The sequence below is a fragment of the Pseudomonas multiresinivorans genome (genome assembly GCF_012971725.1).
Taxonomy (GTDB): Bacteria; Pseudomonadota; Gammaproteobacteria; order Pseudomonadales; family Pseudomonadaceae; genus Pseudomonas; species Pseudomonas multiresinivorans.
Genome location: NZ_CP048833.1, coordinates 6,366,003 through 6,381,814, shown reverse-complemented (window position 1 = coordinate 6,381,814; position 15,812 = coordinate 6,366,003). Strand labels below are relative to the sequence as shown.

Genomic DNA, 15,812 nt, shown 5'->3' with positions numbered 1-15,812 from the left:
CCTCACTGTTCCTCGCTGTCCACCAGCAGATTCTCCAGCATCTCCCGATACTCCCCCGGCTCCTCCCACAACCCGCGCTGCTGCGCTTCGACCAGGCGTTCGGCGATGTCGCGCAGGGCTTCGGGGTTGTGCTGGCGGATGAACTCGCGGGTGTCGTCGTCCAGCAGGTAGGCGTCGGCCAGCAGGCGGTACTGGTGGTCGTCCACCAGTTCGCTGGTGGCGTCGAAGGCGAACAGGTAGTCCACCGTCGCGGCCAGTTCGAAGGCGCCTTTGTAGCCGTGGCGCTTCATCCCGGCAATCCATTTCGGGTTCACCGCACGGGAACGCACCACGCGGCCGAGTTCTTCCTTGAGGGTACGGATGCGCGGGTTGTCCGGCTGGCTGTGGTCGCCGTGGTAGCTGGAAAGTGATTGCCCCTGGATGACCTCGGCGGCGGCCAGCATGCCGCCCTGGAACTGGTAGTAGTCGTTGGAATCGAGGATGTCGTGCTCGCGGTTGTCCTGGTTGTGCAGCACCGCCTGCAGGCCGGACAGGCGCTGGGCGAAGCGCTCGCGCGCCGGGGTGCCGTCATCGCCGGCACCGTAGGCGTAGCCGCCCCAGTTCAGGTAGGCCTCGGCGAGGTCGGCGCGGCTGTCCCACTGGCGCGACTCGATCACGCCCTGCACGCCGGCACCGTATGCGCCCGGTTGCGCACCGAAGATGCGCCAACCGGCCTGGCGGCGGGCCTCGTCGCTTTCCAGGCCATCGCTGAGCAGACGTGCCTGATCGGCACGCACACGGGCGGCCAGCGGGTTCAGGTCGTCCGGCTCGTCCAGCGCGGCGACCGCCTGCACGGCGGCGTCGAACAGGCGGATCAGATTGGCGAACGCATCTCGGAAGAAGCCGGACACCCGCAGCGTCACGTCCACCCGTGGGCGGTCGAGCAGGCTGATCGGCAGGATCTCGAAGTCCTCCACGCGCTGGCTGCCTGTCTGCCACACCGGGCGCACGCCGAGTAGCGCGAGGGCCTGGGCGATATCGTCGCCGCCGGTGCGCATGGTTGCCGTGCCCCACACCGACAGGCCGAGCTGGCGCAGGTGGTCGCCGTGGTCCTGCAGGTGGCGTTCGAGCAGGCGGCTGGCGGACTGGAAGCCAAGGCGGAAGGCGGTGGGCGTGGGCAGGTTGCGCACGTCCACGGTGAAGAAGTTGCGCCCGGTGGGCAGCACATCGACGCGCCCGCGACTGGGCGCGCCGCTGGGGCCGGGCGGGACGAAGCGGCCGGCGAGACCGGCGAGCAGATGGCCAATCTCACTGGCGCCGCAGGCGTCGAGCGCTGGCGCGATCTGCTGGTGCAGTTGCGCGAGCACCGCCGCGCTGGCGCTTCCGGGAGCGCTGGCGGAACCATCGATCAGGCGCAGGGCGAACAGCTCCAGGCGCTCGCGGGTGTCGCCATTGCTGCGCCAGGGTTCGTCACTGACGGCGGTCAGCACATCAGGGCGCGGACCTTCCCACGGCTCGGCGAAAGCTTCGTCCAGCGGGTCGCGGCCGAGCTTCAGGTCTTCGCTCAGCGCCCGCAGCAGGCTGGCGTTGCCGCCGCGTCCGTCGCCACGGGGAATGCGCACCAGCGACAGCAACGTATCGCGGCGCAGTTCGCCCACTGGCGATTCGCCGAACACATGCAGGCCATCGCGAATCTGTGATTCCTTGAGGTCGCACAGGTAGGCGTCCAGTTGCGGCAACCAGCTTTCCGGGTCGTCGCTCAACTGCAAGCCCAGCTCGCGGTCCAGCGAGGTGTCGCGTACCAGCGTGAGGATGTCGCCGCGCAGTTCGTTGGCGCGGCGCGGGTCGAGCAGGGAGGCGTCGTAGTACTCGTCGGCCAGGCGTTCGAGGTCGCGCAGGGGGCCGTAGTTCTCCGCGCGGGTCAGCGGCGGCATCAGGTGGTCGATGATCACCGCCTGGGCGCGGCGCTTGGCCTGCGCACCTTCGCCAGGGTCGTTGACGATGAACGGGTAGAGGTTGGGCAGCGGGCCGAGGATCGCATCCGGCCAGCACTCCTCGGAGAGCCCGACGCCCTTGCCCGGCAGCCATTCCAGATTACCGTGCTTGCCGACGTGGACCAACGCGTCGGCGCCGAACACTTCGCGCAGCCAGAAGTAGAACGCGAGATAGCCGTGGGGCGGTACCAGCGACGGATCGTGGTAGATCGCCGCGGCGTCCAGCTGGTAGCCGCGCGCCGGCTGGATGCCGACGAAGCCGAGGCCGAAGCGCAGGCCGGCGACCATCATCCGGCCGCTGCGGAACATCGGGTCCTGTTGCGGCTCGCCCCAGCGTTCGCGCACGGCTTGCTGGTTCACCTCGGGCAGGCGGGCGAAGCAGGCGAGGTAATCGTCCAGCGCCAGGCTCTGCGCGCAGGGCCGCAGGTCGAGGCTGTCGAGGTCGTTGCTGACGCCGCCGAGCAGGCTGTGGATAAGCGCGGTGCCGGACTCGGGCAGGCCGGCGACGGGATAGCCCTGGGCCTCCAGCGCCCGGAGGATATTCAGCGCGGCGGCCGGCGTGTCGAGGCCTACACCATTGCCGATGCGCCCATCGCGGGTCGGGTAGTTCGCCAGGATCAGTGCCACGCGCTTGTCGGCGTTGGCCTTGCGCGCCAGCAGCATCCAGCGCCGCGCCAGTTCGGCGACGAAATCCATGCCCGGCCGGTGCGGCAGGTAGCAGACCACGTCGCTCTGGCTGCGCTCGCTGCGCCAGGCCAGGCCCTTGAAGCTGATCGGCCGGGTGATGAGGCGGCCATCCAGCTCCGGCAGCGCGATGTGCATGGCCAGGTCGCGCGGGCCGAGGCCCTGCGGGTTGGCGCGCCAGAGGTCGAGGTTGTCCAGCGAGCAGATGGCTTGCAGCACCGGCACGTCGCGGCTGAACGGTCGGTCCTGCGGCGATTCCGGGTTCGATTGGGCGAAGCCCGTGGTGTTGATGATCAGTTCGGCGTCGGCGCTATCGAGCAGGTTTTCCACCGTCTCCAGGCAGGCGGCTTCCTTGAGGCTGGCCACGGCAATGGGCAGCGGGTTGATGCCTTGCGCCTGCAGGCATTCGCAGAAGGCGTCGATGAATCCGGTGTTCGCCGCCTGCAGGTGCGTGCGATAGAACAGCAAGGCGGCCACCGGGCACTCGGGGTGCCAGTCGGCCTGCCAGCGGGCGAGGTCGCAACTGCCGGTCTGCGGGTGATAGAGCGCGACGCGGGGCAGCGTCTGCGGCTCGTTCCAGGCGTAGTCGCGTTGCAGATGGCACGTGGCGAGGCAGGCGAAGAACTGCCGGGCATTGTCCATGCCGCCCTGGCGCAGGTATTGCCAGAGGCGTTCGGCGTCCTGCGCGGGCACATTGCACAGCGCGGTCAGTTCGGGGTCGGGCTTGTCGTCGCCGGGTACGGCGATCAGCGTGATGCCGCGCTCGGCCAGCGCCGCCAGTTGCTCCATGCCGTAGCGCCAGTAGCCGACGCCGCCATGCACCGAGATGAGGATGACCTTGGCGTGTTGCAGCACCTCGTCGACGTAGAGGTCTACCGAGGCGTGGTTCTGCAGCTGCATCGGGTTGGCCAGGCGCAGGCTTGGGTAGTCCTCCGGCAGCTCGCGCGCGGCCTCGGCGAGCAGCGCCAGGTGCGAGTCGCCGCTGCAGAGAATCACCAGATCGGCAGGCGTCTGGGCCAGGTCGGCGATGCCGTCGTCGGGGACGAAGCCGCCGGGTTGGGTGCGCAGCAGGTGCATGGGCTTGCTCGATGGTGGCTCTTCGTAGGAGCGAGCTTGCTCGCGAACCATGCCCCGCTGCGGAGGTTGGTTCGCGAGCAAGCTCGCTCCTACAAAGGCAGTGTTACGCCAGGGCGGTACGCAGCTCGTTGGCGATGGTGGCCTGGTCCAGCTCCTGGCCGATCACCACCAGGCGGGTGCTACGGGTTTCATCGCTGCGCCAGGCGCGGTCGAAGTGCTTGTCGAAGCGCTTGCCGACGCCCTGCACCAGCAGGCGCATGGGCTTGCCGGGAATGGCGACGAAGCCCTTGATGCGCAGCACGGCGTGGCGCTCGACCAGCGCGTTCAGCGCGTCGAGCAGGGCGCGCTCTTCCACTTCCGGCAGGTCGACGTGGAAGGAGTCGAACTCGTCGTGGTCGTGGTCTTCATGGCCTTCGTGGTCGTGGTGCGTGGGGCGGCTGTCGATGTGCAGCTCGGCCTCGGCATTCAGCCCCAGCAGCACGGAGAGCGGCAGCTGGCCGGAGTTGGCTTCTACGATCTTCACCGCTGGCGGCAGCTCCTCGGCGACTTCGGCTCGGACACGGGCGAGCGCGTCGGCGTCCAGCAGGTCGGCCTTGTTCAGCACCACCAGGTCGGCGCTGGCCAGCTGGTCTTCGAAGAGTTCGTGCAGCGGCGATTCGTGGTCCAGGTTCGGGTCCTGCTTGCGCTGCTCGTCCACCTGCTCGGGATGGGCGGCGAAGGTGCCGGCGGCCACTGCCGGGCTGTCGACCACGGTGATCACCGCGTCAACGGTGCAGGCGTTGCGGATTTCCGGCCACTGGAAGGCCTGCACCAGCGGCTTGGGCAGGGCCAGGCCGGAGGTCTCGATGAGGATCTGGTCGAGGTCGCCACGGCGTGCCACCAGCTCGCGCATCACCGGGAAGAATTCTTCCTGCACAGTGCAGCACAGGCAACCGTTGGCCAGTTCGAAGACGCGGCCGACCGCTTCTTCTTCACTGCAACCGATGGAGCACTGCTTGAGGATTTCGCCGTCGATGCCCAGCTCGCCGAACTCGTTGACGATCACCGCGATGCGGCGACCTTCGGCGTTATCCAGCATGTGGCGGAGCAGGGTGGTCTTCCCGGCGCCAAGGAAGCCGGTGACGATGGTGACAGGGAGTTTGGCCAGGGTCTTCATGCGCGCCTCTTGAGCAGGATGCGGTGCGAGAGGGCGGATGAAGGGCGCGCGCGCGGGTTCGCCGCGCAACGAAGGTCGCCACCGGATCACCCCGCCCGGTTGTCTTGATGCTGCTCGAGGCAGGTCTCCTGGCTCACAGCCCTCTGGTATCTCTTCGCCTTCCCGCCCGAATCGGCAGTGGCGCGTGAAGAGACAGGCTGTTCACAGTTGCGGGGGCAGCCGTGGCGCATCCGAAGATTTCCACGTTCCCTCTTAGCTCCGGCCAGCGCCGGAGAACCTCGAAGGGAGGAAGGCTACGCAGCGACGGCGGGGCGGTCAATCGCCGGGGATCGGTTGACGCTTGCAGGGCTTCGTGGTCAGCTAGCGCGGTTTCAGGTGTCTCGCGCCACGCGCGCGAGGTGAAACGGGAAGCCGGTGCGTCCGCAAGGACCAGTCCGGCGCTGCCCCCGCAACGGTAAGCGATCGTAGGGTCATCAGTAGCCACTGTGCTCCGGCATGGGAAGGTTGACCCGCTTGGCCACTGGCCGACATCGCAAGCCCGGAGACCGGCCTGGAATTCTTTGTTTTTGGCAAACCCGCGGTGGGCGGGCGCAGGCCGTGGCGCGGCCGTTCCGGCGCGTTCGAATGCGTTCAACCTCTGCGTTCTCTTACTTTGATCTTCAGAGGGAACGTTCATGTCCAGCAGCACCCTGACGCACGCGTCGAGCACTTCCATCCCCCTTTCCAAGCGCATCAGCCTGGCCGTCGGCGCCAGCCTGCTCGGTGCGCTGCTGGTGTATTTCGCCGGCTTCTCGCACATCGATGCGGTGCACAACGCCGCCCACGATACTCGTCACAGTGCGGGCTTCCCCTGCCACTAATGTGCACCGCCTGCGCGTAAGCGCAGCGAATTCGAGGCACTCCTGGCCGCGCGTTTGCAGCGTTCGGGGCCTCGTCTCGCCTGGAGAATTGCAATGATCAAACGTATCGCCCAGACCGCCGGTTTCGCCGGTCTGATCGCGGCGCTGGTGCTGACTGTGGTCCAACTGCTGTGGGTGTCCCCGCTGATCCTCAAGGCGGAAACCTACGAGAAAGCCGAACCGGCTGCCGCGCTGGTCGAAGAAAACCACGAGCACGCCCATGACCACGCTGCAGGCGCAGTGGCCGCCCACGAGCACGACGCGGAAGCCTGGGAGCCGGAAGACGGCTGGCAGCGCATCCTCTCTACCACTGGCGGCAACCTGGTGGTCGCGGTGGGCTTCGCCCTGATGCTGGCTGGCCTGTTCACCCTGCGCGAGCCGGGCAAGACCTCCGAAGGCCTGCTCTGGGGCCTGGCCGGTTTCGCCGTGTTCACCCTGGCGCCGTCCCTTGGCCTGCCGCCGGAGGTGCCCGGCACCGCCGCCGCCGACCTGACCCTGCGCCAGACCTGGTGGATCGGCACCGCCGCTGCCACCGCTGGCGGCCTTGCGCTGCTGGTGTTCGGCCGCAATTGGGCGCTGCGTGGCATCGGTGTCGCCCTGCTGGTGGTGCCGCATGTGATCGGCGCGCCGCAGCCGGAAGTGCATTCCAGCCTCGCGCCGGAAAGCATCGCCCACGAGTTCATCGTCGCCTCGCTGATCACCAACGCGGTGTTCTGGGCGGCCCTGGGCCTGGTGGCTGCCTGGTTGTTCCGCCGTTTCGCGCCGTCGGCCTGATCTGCGCGTTATGCTCGACCCCGCAGGCGGCCCGGCCGTCTGCGGGGTTTTGTTTTGGGGAGATTGCTGATGACGCTGGTTGCCGGCCTCGGTTGCCGCCGCGGCTGCACGCTCGATGAACTGCGCGCCTTGCTGGCGCAGACGCTGGCCGAGGCCGGCCTCGATGAGTCGAACCTTACCGCGCTGGCTAGCGCCACGTTGAAGGCCGACGAGGAAGGACTGACAGCACTGGCTGCCGCCCTCGACCTGCCGCTGGCGCTGTTCACGCCGCAACAACTGGCCGCGTGCGAACCGCGCCTGGACCGGCCATCCGAAACGGTCCGCACGGCCATCGGCGCTGCCAGTGTGGCCGAAGCCGCGGCACTGCTGCAGGCCGAAGCCCAGGCCGGTGCGCCGGCGCGACTGTTGGTGGGCAAACGCCGCAGCGACCAGGCCACCTGCGCGCTGGCCTTCATCCCCGTTGAATCCGAACAGGAGCAGCCATGACGGTCCACTTCATCGGCGCCGGCCCCGGCGACCCCGAACTCATCACGGTCAAGGGCCAGCGGCTGATCCGTTCCTGCCCGGTGATCCTCTACGCCGGCTCGCTGGTACCGCCAGCGGTGCTGGAGGGTCATAGCGCCGAGCGCGTGGTGAATACCGCCGAGCTGAACCTGGACGAGATCGTCGCGCTGCTGGCGCAGGCCCACGGCGAAGGCAAGGACGTTGCCCGCGTGCACTCCGGCGACCCGTCGCTGTACGGCGCCATCGGCGAGCAGATTCGCCACCTGCGTGAGCTGGGTATTCCCTACGAGATCGTTCCCGGCGTCACGGCCACTTCTGCCTGTGCGGCGATACTCGGCTGCGAGCTGACCCTGCCGGACATCTCGCAGACGCTGATCCTCACCCGTTACGCCCACAAGACACGCATGCCCGAAGGCGAGTCCCTTGCCGAGCTGGCGCAGCACCGCGCGACCCTGGCGATTCATCTCGGCGTGGGGCAGTTGCCGAACATCGTCGCCGAACTGCTGCCGCACTACGGCGCCGATTGCCCCATCGCAGTGATTCACCGGGCGAGCTGGCCGGACCAGGACCAGGTCACCGGTACGCTGGGCGATATTCTGGCAAAGGCCGCGGCAAAGGATTTCAAGCGCACGGCGCTGATCCTGGTGGGCAAGGTGCTGGGGGCGGAAGGCTTCGCCGATTCATCGCTTTACAGCGCGGGGCATGCGCACCTGTATCGGCCGTGATGCCTTCCCAGAGGTAACTGCGGGGGCGAGCCCTTGCGTAGGAGCGGACTCTGTCCGCGATCGACCTGACGCTGCATCCATGATGTCAGGGAGCCCGGCCAACCCATCGCGGACGAAGTCCGCTCCTGTGCGGGGCTACCAGCCCACGCACAAGTTGGCGCGTTGCTCTTCGTAGGAGCGAGCTTGCTCGCGAACCAGCCCAGCTCCGGTATCGCCGCCGAACAGGAAGCAGGCGTCCCCTCGGTGCTTGGGCTCAGTCGTCCAGCGGCTCCAGTTCACTGAACTGCTCATCGATCATCGCCTTCAACTGCTCCGCTGCCAGCGGCTTGTGCAGCAGCGGCCAGCCATGGGCCGAAGCCTGGGCGAGCAGATGCGGGTCGGTGTCGCCGGTGACCAGCACGGCGGCGATCCAGTCGTCTTCGTAGTGCCCGTGCAGGCTGGCAATGGCGTCGATGCCGGTCTGGTGGTCGCGCAGGCGATAGTCGCTGATGATCAGGTCCGGCTTCTGCGCGGCAGCAGTCGGGTCGGCCAGCAGGTCGGCGACATCGGCGACGATGACATGCCGGTATTCCCAGCTCTGGAACAGCAGGCGCAGGCCTTCGCGGTTCTCCGCATCGTCCTCGATCACGTAGATCAGTTTGTCGCTGCCCGGCACCGTGCGCGGCGGCAGGATTTCCGCTTTGCGCGGCTGCACGGCGGTGGCGCGCGGCAGGCTGATCATGAAAGCGCTGCCGTGGCCTTCGCGCGAGTGCAGCGCCAGCGGATGGTCGAGCAACCTGGCGGTGCGCTGGACGATGGCCAGCCCCAGGCCAAGACCCTTGCTGCGGTCACGTTCGGGGTTGTTGAGCTGGTGGAATTCCCAGAACACCTTCTGCTGCTCGCGCTCGGGAATCCCCGGGCCGCTGTCCCAGACTTCCACGCGCACCTGGCGGCCACGGCGGCGCCAGCCGATCAGCACGCCGCCGTGGTCGGTGTAGCGGATGGCGTTCTCCACCAGGTTGCGCAGGATGCGTTCGAACAGCGCCGGGTCCGACTTCACGAACGGTGCGCCGGGGCGTACGCGCAGGTTCAGGCCCTTGTCCGCGGCTTGCACGCTGCATTCCTGCTGGATGCGTTCGAGCAGTTCGGCGAGGGAGAAGGCCTGCAGGCTGGGCTGGACGATGCCGGCGTCCAGGCGCGAGATGTTCAGCAGCGCGTCGAACAGCGAGCCCTGCGCGGCGAGTGCGCGGGAGATGTGGTCGACGAGGTTTTCGCTGGCCTCGTTCAGCGGCTGTTTCTTCAGTGCGCCCAGGTACAGGCCCAGCGCGTAGGTCGGCTGGCGCAGGTCGTGGCTGGCGCTGGCGAGGAAGCGGGTCTTGGCCTGGTCGCTGCGTTCGGCGGCCTCTTTCTCGATGCTGAGCTTGCGCAGCAGCTCGCTGTTCTCGAAGCGCAGCAGCAGCGAATCCACGAGGGTGGCGTGGAAGCGGTAGGCGAAGGCAAAGATGGTGAAGGCGTAGACCAGCGCTGCCGCGCCGAGCGTCTTGCTCAGGGCGTCCGGCAGCAGCACCAGCAGGGCGGCGAAAGGCAGGGTGAAGGCCGGCACGATGAACAGGTAGAACAGCGGCAGGACGATGCTGTAGGCATTCATCACGCCGGTGCCCAGGCCCAGCAGGACGACCACCACGTACATCTGCATCGAGGGCGGCAGCACGGTCATCCAGTACGCGGCGGGCAGGCCCCAGAGCAGGCCCGAGAGGCCGGTGGTGATCATCACCTGGGCCAGCCAGCTGCGCCGGGGGCCGGCGCCGCTCGCGCGCAGTTGGTCGTAGCGCCGTAGCAGCCACAGGCGGGCGCCGCCCAGCAGGGTCTGCGCGGCGAACCAGGCCAGCAGCGACTCCAGCGGCAGCGCGCCGTTGAGCACCCAGGTGGTGAGGCCGGCGACCAGGTAGGCGGCAATGATGGAGAAGGGCGAGTTGCGCCGCAGCACGTCGAACTGTTCCGCGCGGACCCGTTCGGCATAGGGGGAATGGCTGAGGTCGCGCTGCCAGAGATTCATTGGGCCGTCCGTGGAGGGTCAGTGGGCGTTGCCTGTATAGCAACAGCCGCCCGCCACGCCCAGTGTTTTCAAGCCGGTCGCTGATCCCTGCGAATCAGCGAGCGCAGGCCCGGTCCGATCCGGCATTGCTCTTCGTAGGAGCGAGCGTGCTCGCGAACAGGGTTTCCGGCGGCACTGATGCTGGGCGGTTCGCGAGCAAGCTCGCTCCTGCAGAAAAGCGGTTCAGGCGAGCCATTGTTCCGAGCGCGGCTCCAAGGCGCACCGCAGGTACCAACGCACCCACAGGTGCACGCCGAGCGCGGCGCCCACTGTGAGCAAAATCATCAGGCTTTCCGCGTCCATGGCAGCGTCCCTCGTCCGGGTTTCCTGCCTGACAGGGTATTCCTGCGACAACTTGCCGCACAGATACAGATCGTTTCCGAATGTGCGGATCAGTCCTGCAGTCCGAGCCTTCAGCCCTGCAGCGAGTGGATGATCCGTCCGAGGGTTTCCATGGCCTGTTCGCTGGCCGTCGTCCACGGGTGGCCATAGTTCAGGCGCAGGCAGTGGCCGAAGCGCCGCGTCGCCGAGAAGATCGGCCCGGGTGCGAGGCTGATGCCCTGGGCGTGGGCGAGCTGGAACAGCTTGAGCGCGTCGATCTGCTCGGGCAGTTCCAGCCAGAGGAAGTAGCCGCCGCTGGGGCGCGTGACGCGGGTGGCGGCAGGGAAGTGCCGGGCCACGGCGGCGAGCATCGCGTGCTGCTGGCTTTCCAGCGCATGGCGCAGCTTCCGCAGGTGGCGGTCGTAGCCGCCGTGTTGCAGGTAGTCGGCGATGGCCGCCTGGGCCGGCACCGACGCCGACAGGCTGGTCATCAGCTTGAGCCGCTCGATCTGCTCGGCGTAGCGCCCGCCGGCCACCCAGCCCACGCGGTAACCGGGCGCCAGGCTCTTGGAGAAGGAGCTGCAATGCATGAACAGGCCCTCGGTGTCGAAGGCCTTCACCGGCTTGGGCGCCTGGGCGGCGAAGTACAGCTCGGCGTAGACGTCGTCCTCGATCAACGGCACCTGGTGCCGGGTCAGCAAGGCAGCGAGGGCGCGCTTCTTCTCCTCGCTCATGCTGGCGCCCAGCGGGTTCTGGAAGTTGCTCATGAACCAGCAGGCCTTGATCGGCAGGCGCGCCAGGCTGTCGGCGAGTACGTCGAGGTCGATCCCTTCGCGCGGATGCACGGGGATCTCAACTGCTTTCAGTTTCAGCCGTTCCAGCACCTGCAGGCTGGCGTAGAACGCCGGGGCTTCGATGGCCACGAGGTCGCCGGGTTGGGTCACCACCTGCAGGCACAGGTTCAGCGCTTCCAGCGCGCCGTTGGTGACCACCAGTTCCTCCACCGGCAGCGGCATGCCGCCGACCATGTAGCGCAGGGCGATCTGCCGGCGCAGGGCGTGGCTGCCGGGTGCGAGGTCAGCCACCACCGAACGCGGGTCCATGTCGCGCACGGCGTGTGCCATGGAACGTGCCAAGCGCGGCAGGGGGAACAACTCCGGCGCCGGGAAGGCCGAGCCGAAGGGCACGGTGTCCGGGTCCTTGATCGAGCTGAGCACCGAGAACACCAGTTCGCTGACGTCCACCTCGGTGGTCTGCGCGTCGTGGCGGGCGATTTCCGGTTCGGCCAGAGCACGCTGCACGTGCTCGCGGACGAAGTAGCCGGAGCGCGCGCGGGCGACGATCAGGCCGCGGTCTTCCAGCAGGTAGTAAGCCTGGAACACCGTCGAAGCACTGACCCCGTAGGTGCGGCTGGCGTGCCGCACCGAGGGGACTTTCTGGCCGGGGGCGAGTACGCCGCTGCGGATCAGGCCGGCGATCTCGTCGGCGAATTTCTCGTAGCGCTTCATCTTGTCCTGCGGGGCGCCCTGGGCGGTGGTGGAATCCGCCCACTCTAGGCGTTGCGCCGAGGTCACGCCAAGCTCCCGTGCCATGCTCAGCGCCTCGGCGAGACGAAGGTGCTGGCGGCGTCGATGGCTTCATTGCCGTCGCTGACCCTGAAGTGCAGCGGCAGCGAACCACCGGCACTGCTCTGCGCTTCGCTGGCGACCGAGACGGCGAAGTCGCGGATCTCGCCCGGCTGCAGCATCAGCTCCGGCACGCCCTGCAGGCGGTAGCCGGTGCCATCGGCGAGGCTCAGCTGATAGTGCTGCGGCTGCTGGGTCTTGTTGATCAGCTTGAGGTTGTAGATGTTCTCGATTTCGCCGGCGGCGTTCTCGCGGAACAGGCCACGGTCGCGGGCGACGTCGAGGTTGATCAGCGGCCGCGCTTCCAGCGCCCAGATGAACGCGCCGATCATCACCAGCAGCACCGCCGCGTAGCCAATCAGGCGTGGGCGCAGCAGGTGGGTCTTGCCGCCTTCGAGCGCGCGCTCGGAGGTGTAGCGCACCAGGCCGCGGTCGTAGCCCATCTTGTCCATCACCGAATCGCAGGCGTCGATGCAGGCGGCGCAGCCGATGCAGGCGATCTGCAGGCCGTCGCGGATGTCGATGCCAGTGGGGCAGACCTGTACGCACTGGTGGCAGTCGATGCAGTCGCCCAGGCCGAGGGCCTTGGGATCGGCGTCCTTCTTCCGTGCGCCACGGGACTCGCCGCGCGCTGCGTCGTAGGAAATGATCAGGGTGTCCTTGTCGAACATCACGCTCTGGAAGCGCGAGTATGGGCACATGTGAATGCACACCTGCTCGCGCAGCCAGCCGGCGTTGGCGTAGGTGGCAGCGGCGAAGAAGGCGACCCAGAAGGTGCTTTCCAGGTCGAGCCTGAAGGTGAGCAGGTCCGCCACCAGTGGACGCACCGGCGTGAAGTAGCCGATGAAGGTGACCGCCGTGGCCAGGCTGATCAGCAGCCACAGGCCGTGCTTGGCGCTCTTGCGCAGGACTTTCTCGGCGCTGGCCGGGCCCTTGTCCAGTTTCATGCGCTGGTTGCGGTCGCCCTCGGTGACCTGCTCGGCCCACATGAAGATCCACGTCCATACGCTCTGCGGGCAGGTGTAGCCGCACCACACGCGGCCGGCGAACACCGTGATGAAGAACAGCCCGAAGGCAGCGATGATCAGGATCGCCGAGAGCAGGATGAAGTCCTGCGGCCAGAAGGTTGCGCCGAAGATGTAGAACTTGCGCTCGGGCAGGTCCCAGAGCACCGCCTGGCGGCCGTTCCACTGCAGCCAGAGGGTACCGAAGAACAGCAGGAACAGCAGCGCACCGCCGAGACGGCGGAGGTCGCGGAAGCGTCCGGCGAAGCGCTTGGTGTAGACCGTCGGGGTGACCGCCGACAGCGGTTTCGGCGGCGGGGTGAAGCGTTGCGGTGCGTCGATCTCGATGACCTTCGCGGGGATTCTTTCGCTCATTATCGTGGCCCATCAGGCAGAAGAGGCGCCGCGACTGTACGAACCGGTCTGCACCCGAAACAGATTCAGGTTCGTCGGAAAAAACCATATCAGATGGTGAAATCCGCTCCGCGCCGCGCCATTGCAGGGTTGGCGCCACGCGCCATGAGGCAGCTGATCGGGCCTGTTGCGGCAACCGGTCGCAGGCCCGCCGGGGCAGGCGTCCCCTGCATCTGATCCGGTTTTTCCCGTGTTATCTGCCGCTGTTTTGCACAACAGGCGCCGGCCATAGTTCGGTCAACCGCAACGTGGCGTGCCCGACGACAGAAGCAGGCCGCCACGCAACGATCCGAAGGTGGCCTGGCGATGTACCGATACGACGATTACGACCGCGCCCTGGTGCGCGAACGGGTGGCGCAATTCCGCGACCAGGTGCAACGGCGCCTGAGCGATGAGCTGAGCGAAGAGGAATTCCTGCCGCTGCGCCTGCAGAACGGCCTGTACCTGCAGAAGCACGCCTACATGCTGCGGGTGGCGATTCCCTACGGAACCCTGTCCAGCGAGCAGATGCGCACCCTGGCGTGGATTGCCCGCGAGCACGACCGCGGCTACGGCCACTTCACCACGCGGCAGAACATCCAGTTCAACTGGGTGGAGCTGGAGCGTGTGCCGGACATCCTCGAACGCCTGGCTGATGTCGAGATGCATGCCATCCAGACCTCCGGCAACTGCGTGCGCAACATCACCACCGAGGCCTTCGCCGGGGTCGCCGCCGACGAATTCCTCGACCCGCGCCCGCTGGCGGAAATCCTTCGCCAGTGGTCCACGGTGAACCCCGAATTCCTCTTCCTGCCGCGCAAGTTCAAGATCGCTCTCTGCGCCGCCGAGGAAGACCGCGCGGCGGTGATGATGCACGACATCGGCCTCTACCTGCGCCGCACCGAAGATGGCGAGCTGCGCCTCAAGGTGCTGGTGGGCGGCGGCCTGGGGCGCACGCCGATGCTGGGCCAGGTGATCCGCGACGATCTGCCCTGGTGGCATTTGCTGTCCTACGTCGAAGCCATCCTGCGCGTGTACAACCGCTACGGCCGCCGCGACAACAAGTACAAGGCGCGGATCAAGATCCTGGTGAAGGCGCTGGGCATCGAGGCGTTTTCCCGAGAGGTGGAAGAAGAGTGGCAGCACCTGCGCGATGGCGAGGCGCAGCTCACCCTTGATGAATATGAGCGTGTGGCTGCCGCCTTCGAAGCGCCGGTCTACGCGGCCGCTGACGATCTCGCCTATGGCACGGCATTGGCTGCCGATGTCGCGTTCGCCCGCTGGGTCTCGCGCAATGTGCGCCCGCACCGCGTGCCGGGTTACGCCAGCGTGGTGTTGTCCACCAAGCCGGGCGCCGAGGCGCCGCCAGGCGATGCCACAGCTGAACAGATGGAGCGCGTGGCCGATTGGGCCGAGCGCTTCGGCTTCGGCGAGATCCGCGTCGCCCACGAACAGAACCTGGTCCTGCCGGACGTGCGCAAGGCCGATCTCCACGCGCTTTGGCTGGAAGCCTGCGCGGCGGGCCTGGGCACGCCGAACCAGGGGCTGCTGACCGACATCATCGCCTGCCCCGGCGGCGACTTCTGCGCACTGGCCAACGCCAAGTCGATCCCCATCGCCCAGGGCATCCAGCAGCGCTTCGAAGACCTGGATTACCTGCACGACCTGGGCGACCTCAGCCTGAACATCTCCGGCTGCATGAACGCCTGCGGTCACCACCACATCGGCAACATCGGCATCCTCGGCGTCGATAAGAGCGGTAGCGAGTGGTACCAGATCACCCTGGGCGGCGCGCAGGGCGCGAAAAGTGCGCTGGGCAAGGTGATCGGCCCGTCGTTCAGCGCCGCCGAAGTGCCGGAGGTGATCGAGGCGCTGGTGCAGACCTATGTCGAGCAGCGCGGCGCCGGCGAGCGCTTCGTCGAGACGGTCGAGCGCATCGGCCTGGAGCCTTTCAAGGCGCGGGTGTACCGCCAGGCGGAGGTGCCGTCATGAATAATCTGATCCGCTTGCGCGATGGCGTGGCCGAACTGGCGCCGAATGATCCCTGGACCTTGCTGCGCGAAGTGCCGGAGGAGTTGCCCGAGGACAAACTCATCCTGCCGCTCAAGGCCTGGCTGGAGCGGGGCTCTGGTAGGAGCGAGCTTGCTCGCGAACAGGAGTTCCAGTCGGCGCCGGAGCCGGGTGGTTCGCGAGCAAGCTCGCTCCTGCAGCCTCTCGGTGTGTGGCTGGCGCCGGACGACGATCCCGAGGACCTGATCTGGCGACTGAAGGAACCGGCGCTGATCGCCATCGATTTCCCCAGTTTCCGCGACGGCCGCGGCTACAGCCTGGCCTACCTGCTGCGCAGCCGGCTGGGCTGGCGCGGCGAGTTGCGCGCGGTGGGCGACGTGCTGCGCGACCAACTGGCGCACCTGCGCCAGTGCGGTTTCGACGCCTTTGCCGTGCGCGAGGACAAGTCCGTGGAGGACGCCCTGAAGGGGCTCGCAGGGCTCAGCGTGCTCTACGGGCGCTCGGTCATCGAGCCGCGTCCGCTGTTCCGGCGACGCTCCTAGGGCGTAACTATCGCGCACGGCCAAGGCTGCAGCGGGTCGGCCAAGCTTGAC

General features: G+C 67.5%; 11 protein-coding genes and 2 riboswitches. Of the genes, 6 read left to right on the top strand and 5 right to left on the bottom strand.

From position 1 onward, the window contains the following. Window positions 1-2 precede the first annotated feature (2 nt). Entirely contained in the window at window positions 3-3,734 is a 3,732-nt protein-coding gene (gene cobN, locus G4G71_RS29145) for a cobaltochelatase subunit CobN (protein WP_169942283.1), read from the bottom strand. Window positions 3,735-3,837: 103 nt separating this feature from the next. Beyond that, entirely contained in the window at window positions 3,838-4,890 is a 1,053-nt protein-coding gene (cobW, locus tag G4G71_RS29140) for a cobalamin biosynthesis protein CobW (RefSeq protein WP_169942281.1), read from the bottom strand. A 101-nt stretch (window positions 4,891-4,991) separates the two neighbouring features. After that, window positions 4,992-5,186, bottom strand: a riboswitch (cobalamin riboswitch). Window positions 5,187-5,246: 60 nt separating this feature from the next. Next, window positions 5,247-5,458, top strand: a riboswitch (cobalamin riboswitch). A 106-nt stretch (window positions 5,459-5,564) separates the two neighbouring features. Here cobW and G4G71_RS29135 point away from each other — a divergent pair. The 4 genes from G4G71_RS29135 to cobM all read left to right on the top strand — a co-directional run bounded on the left by G4G71_RS29135 (window position 5,565) and on the right by cobM (window position 7,792). Then, on the top strand, window positions 5,565-5,750 hold the full coding sequence (locus G4G71_RS29135; RefSeq protein ID WP_024764032.1) for a CbtB domain-containing protein: 186 nt from the start codon (window positions 5,565-5,567) through the stop codon (window positions 5,748-5,750). Between the two features lie 93 nt (window positions 5,751-5,843). After that, complete coding sequence (locus tag G4G71_RS29130; protein ID WP_169942279.1) at window positions 5,844-6,563, top strand: CbtA family protein; 720 nt, start codon at window positions 5,844-5,846, stop codon at window positions 6,561-6,563. 69 nt (window positions 6,564-6,632) lie between these two features. Beyond that, entirely contained in the window at window positions 6,633-7,049 is a 417-nt protein-coding gene (locus G4G71_RS29125; protein ID WP_169942277.1) for a cobalamin biosynthesis protein, read from the top strand. Next, on the top strand, window positions 7,046-7,792 hold the full coding sequence (cobM, locus tag G4G71_RS29120) for a precorrin-4 C(11)-methyltransferase (protein ID WP_169942275.1): 747 nt from the start codon (window positions 7,046-7,048) through the stop codon (window positions 7,790-7,792). Before G4G71_RS29125 ends, cobM begins: the two co-directional genes overlap by 4 nt. A 253-nt stretch (window positions 7,793-8,045) precedes the next feature. On the opposite strand, the gene G4G71_RS29115 is transcribed toward cobM, so the two are convergent. The 3 genes from G4G71_RS29115 to ccoG form a co-directional block, all read right to left on the bottom strand. Further along, on the bottom strand, window positions 8,046-9,827 hold the full coding sequence (locus G4G71_RS29115) for an ATP-binding response regulator (RefSeq protein ID WP_169942273.1): 1,782 nt from the start codon (window positions 9,825-9,827) through the stop codon (window positions 8,046-8,048). A 452-nt stretch (window positions 9,828-10,279) separates the two neighbouring features. Continuing rightward, complete coding sequence (mapR, locus tag G4G71_RS29110; protein WP_169942868.1) at window positions 10,280-11,695, bottom strand: GntR family transcriptional regulator MpaR; 1,416 nt, start codon at window positions 11,693-11,695, stop codon at window positions 10,280-10,282. Between the two features lie 86 nt (window positions 11,696-11,781). Then, window positions 11,782-13,191, bottom strand: a complete 1,410-nt coding sequence (gene ccoG, locus G4G71_RS29105) for a cytochrome c oxidase accessory protein CcoG (protein ID WP_169942271.1) — start codon at window positions 13,189-13,191, stop codon at window positions 11,782-11,784. 345 nt (window positions 13,192-13,536) lie between these two features. Between ccoG and G4G71_RS29100 the strand changes: the two genes are divergently transcribed. Both G4G71_RS29100 and G4G71_RS29095 read left to right on the top strand, forming a co-directional pair. Further along, window positions 13,537-15,201, top strand: coding sequence for a nitrite/sulfite reductase (locus tag G4G71_RS29100; RefSeq protein ID WP_169942269.1), 1,665 nt, complete (start codon window positions 13,537-13,539; stop codon window positions 15,199-15,201). Then, entirely contained in the window at window positions 15,198-15,761 is a 564-nt protein-coding gene (locus G4G71_RS29095) for a DUF934 domain-containing protein (RefSeq protein ID WP_169942266.1), read from the top strand. Before G4G71_RS29100 ends, G4G71_RS29095 begins: the two co-directional genes overlap by 4 nt. Window positions 15,762-15,812: the final 51 nt, after the last annotated feature.

Excerpts from the sequence above, each read along its gene's own strand:
- cobN (WP_169942283.1), bottom strand. The coding sequence starts at position 3,734 with ATGCACCTGCTGCGCACCCAACCCGGCGGCTTCGTCCCCGACGACGGC.
- cobW (WP_169942281.1), bottom strand. The coding sequence starts at position 4,890 with ATGAAGACCCTGGCCAAACTCCCTGTCACCATCGTCACCGGCTTCCTT.
- G4G71_RS29135 (WP_024764032.1), top strand. The coding sequence starts at position 5,565 with ATGTCCAGCAGCACCCTGACGCACGCGTCGAGCACTTCCATCCCCCTT.
- G4G71_RS29130 (WP_169942279.1), top strand. The coding sequence starts at position 5,844 with ATGATCAAACGTATCGCCCAGACCGCCGGTTTCGCCGGTCTGATCGCG.
- G4G71_RS29125 (WP_169942277.1), top strand. The coding sequence starts at position 6,633 with ATGACGCTGGTTGCCGGCCTCGGTTGCCGCCGCGGCTGCACGCTCGAT.
- cobM (WP_169942275.1), top strand. The coding sequence starts at position 7,046 with ATGACGGTCCACTTCATCGGCGCCGGCCCCGGCGACCCCGAACTCATC.
- G4G71_RS29115 (WP_169942273.1), bottom strand. The coding sequence starts at position 9,827 with ATGAATCTCTGGCAGCGCGACCTCAGCCATTCCCCCTATGCCGAACGG.
- mapR (WP_169942868.1), bottom strand. The coding sequence starts at position 11,695 with ATGAAGCGCTACGAGAAATTCGCCGACGAGATCGCCGGCCTGATCCGC.
- ccoG (WP_169942271.1), bottom strand. The coding sequence starts at position 13,191 with ATGAGCGAAAGAATCCCCGCGAAGGTCATCGAGATCGACGCACCGCAA.
- G4G71_RS29100 (WP_169942269.1), top strand. The coding sequence starts at position 13,537 with ATGTACCGATACGACGATTACGACCGCGCCCTGGTGCGCGAACGGGTG.
- G4G71_RS29095 (WP_169942266.1), top strand. The coding sequence starts at position 15,198 with ATGAATAATCTGATCCGCTTGCGCGATGGCGTGGCCGAACTGGCGCCG.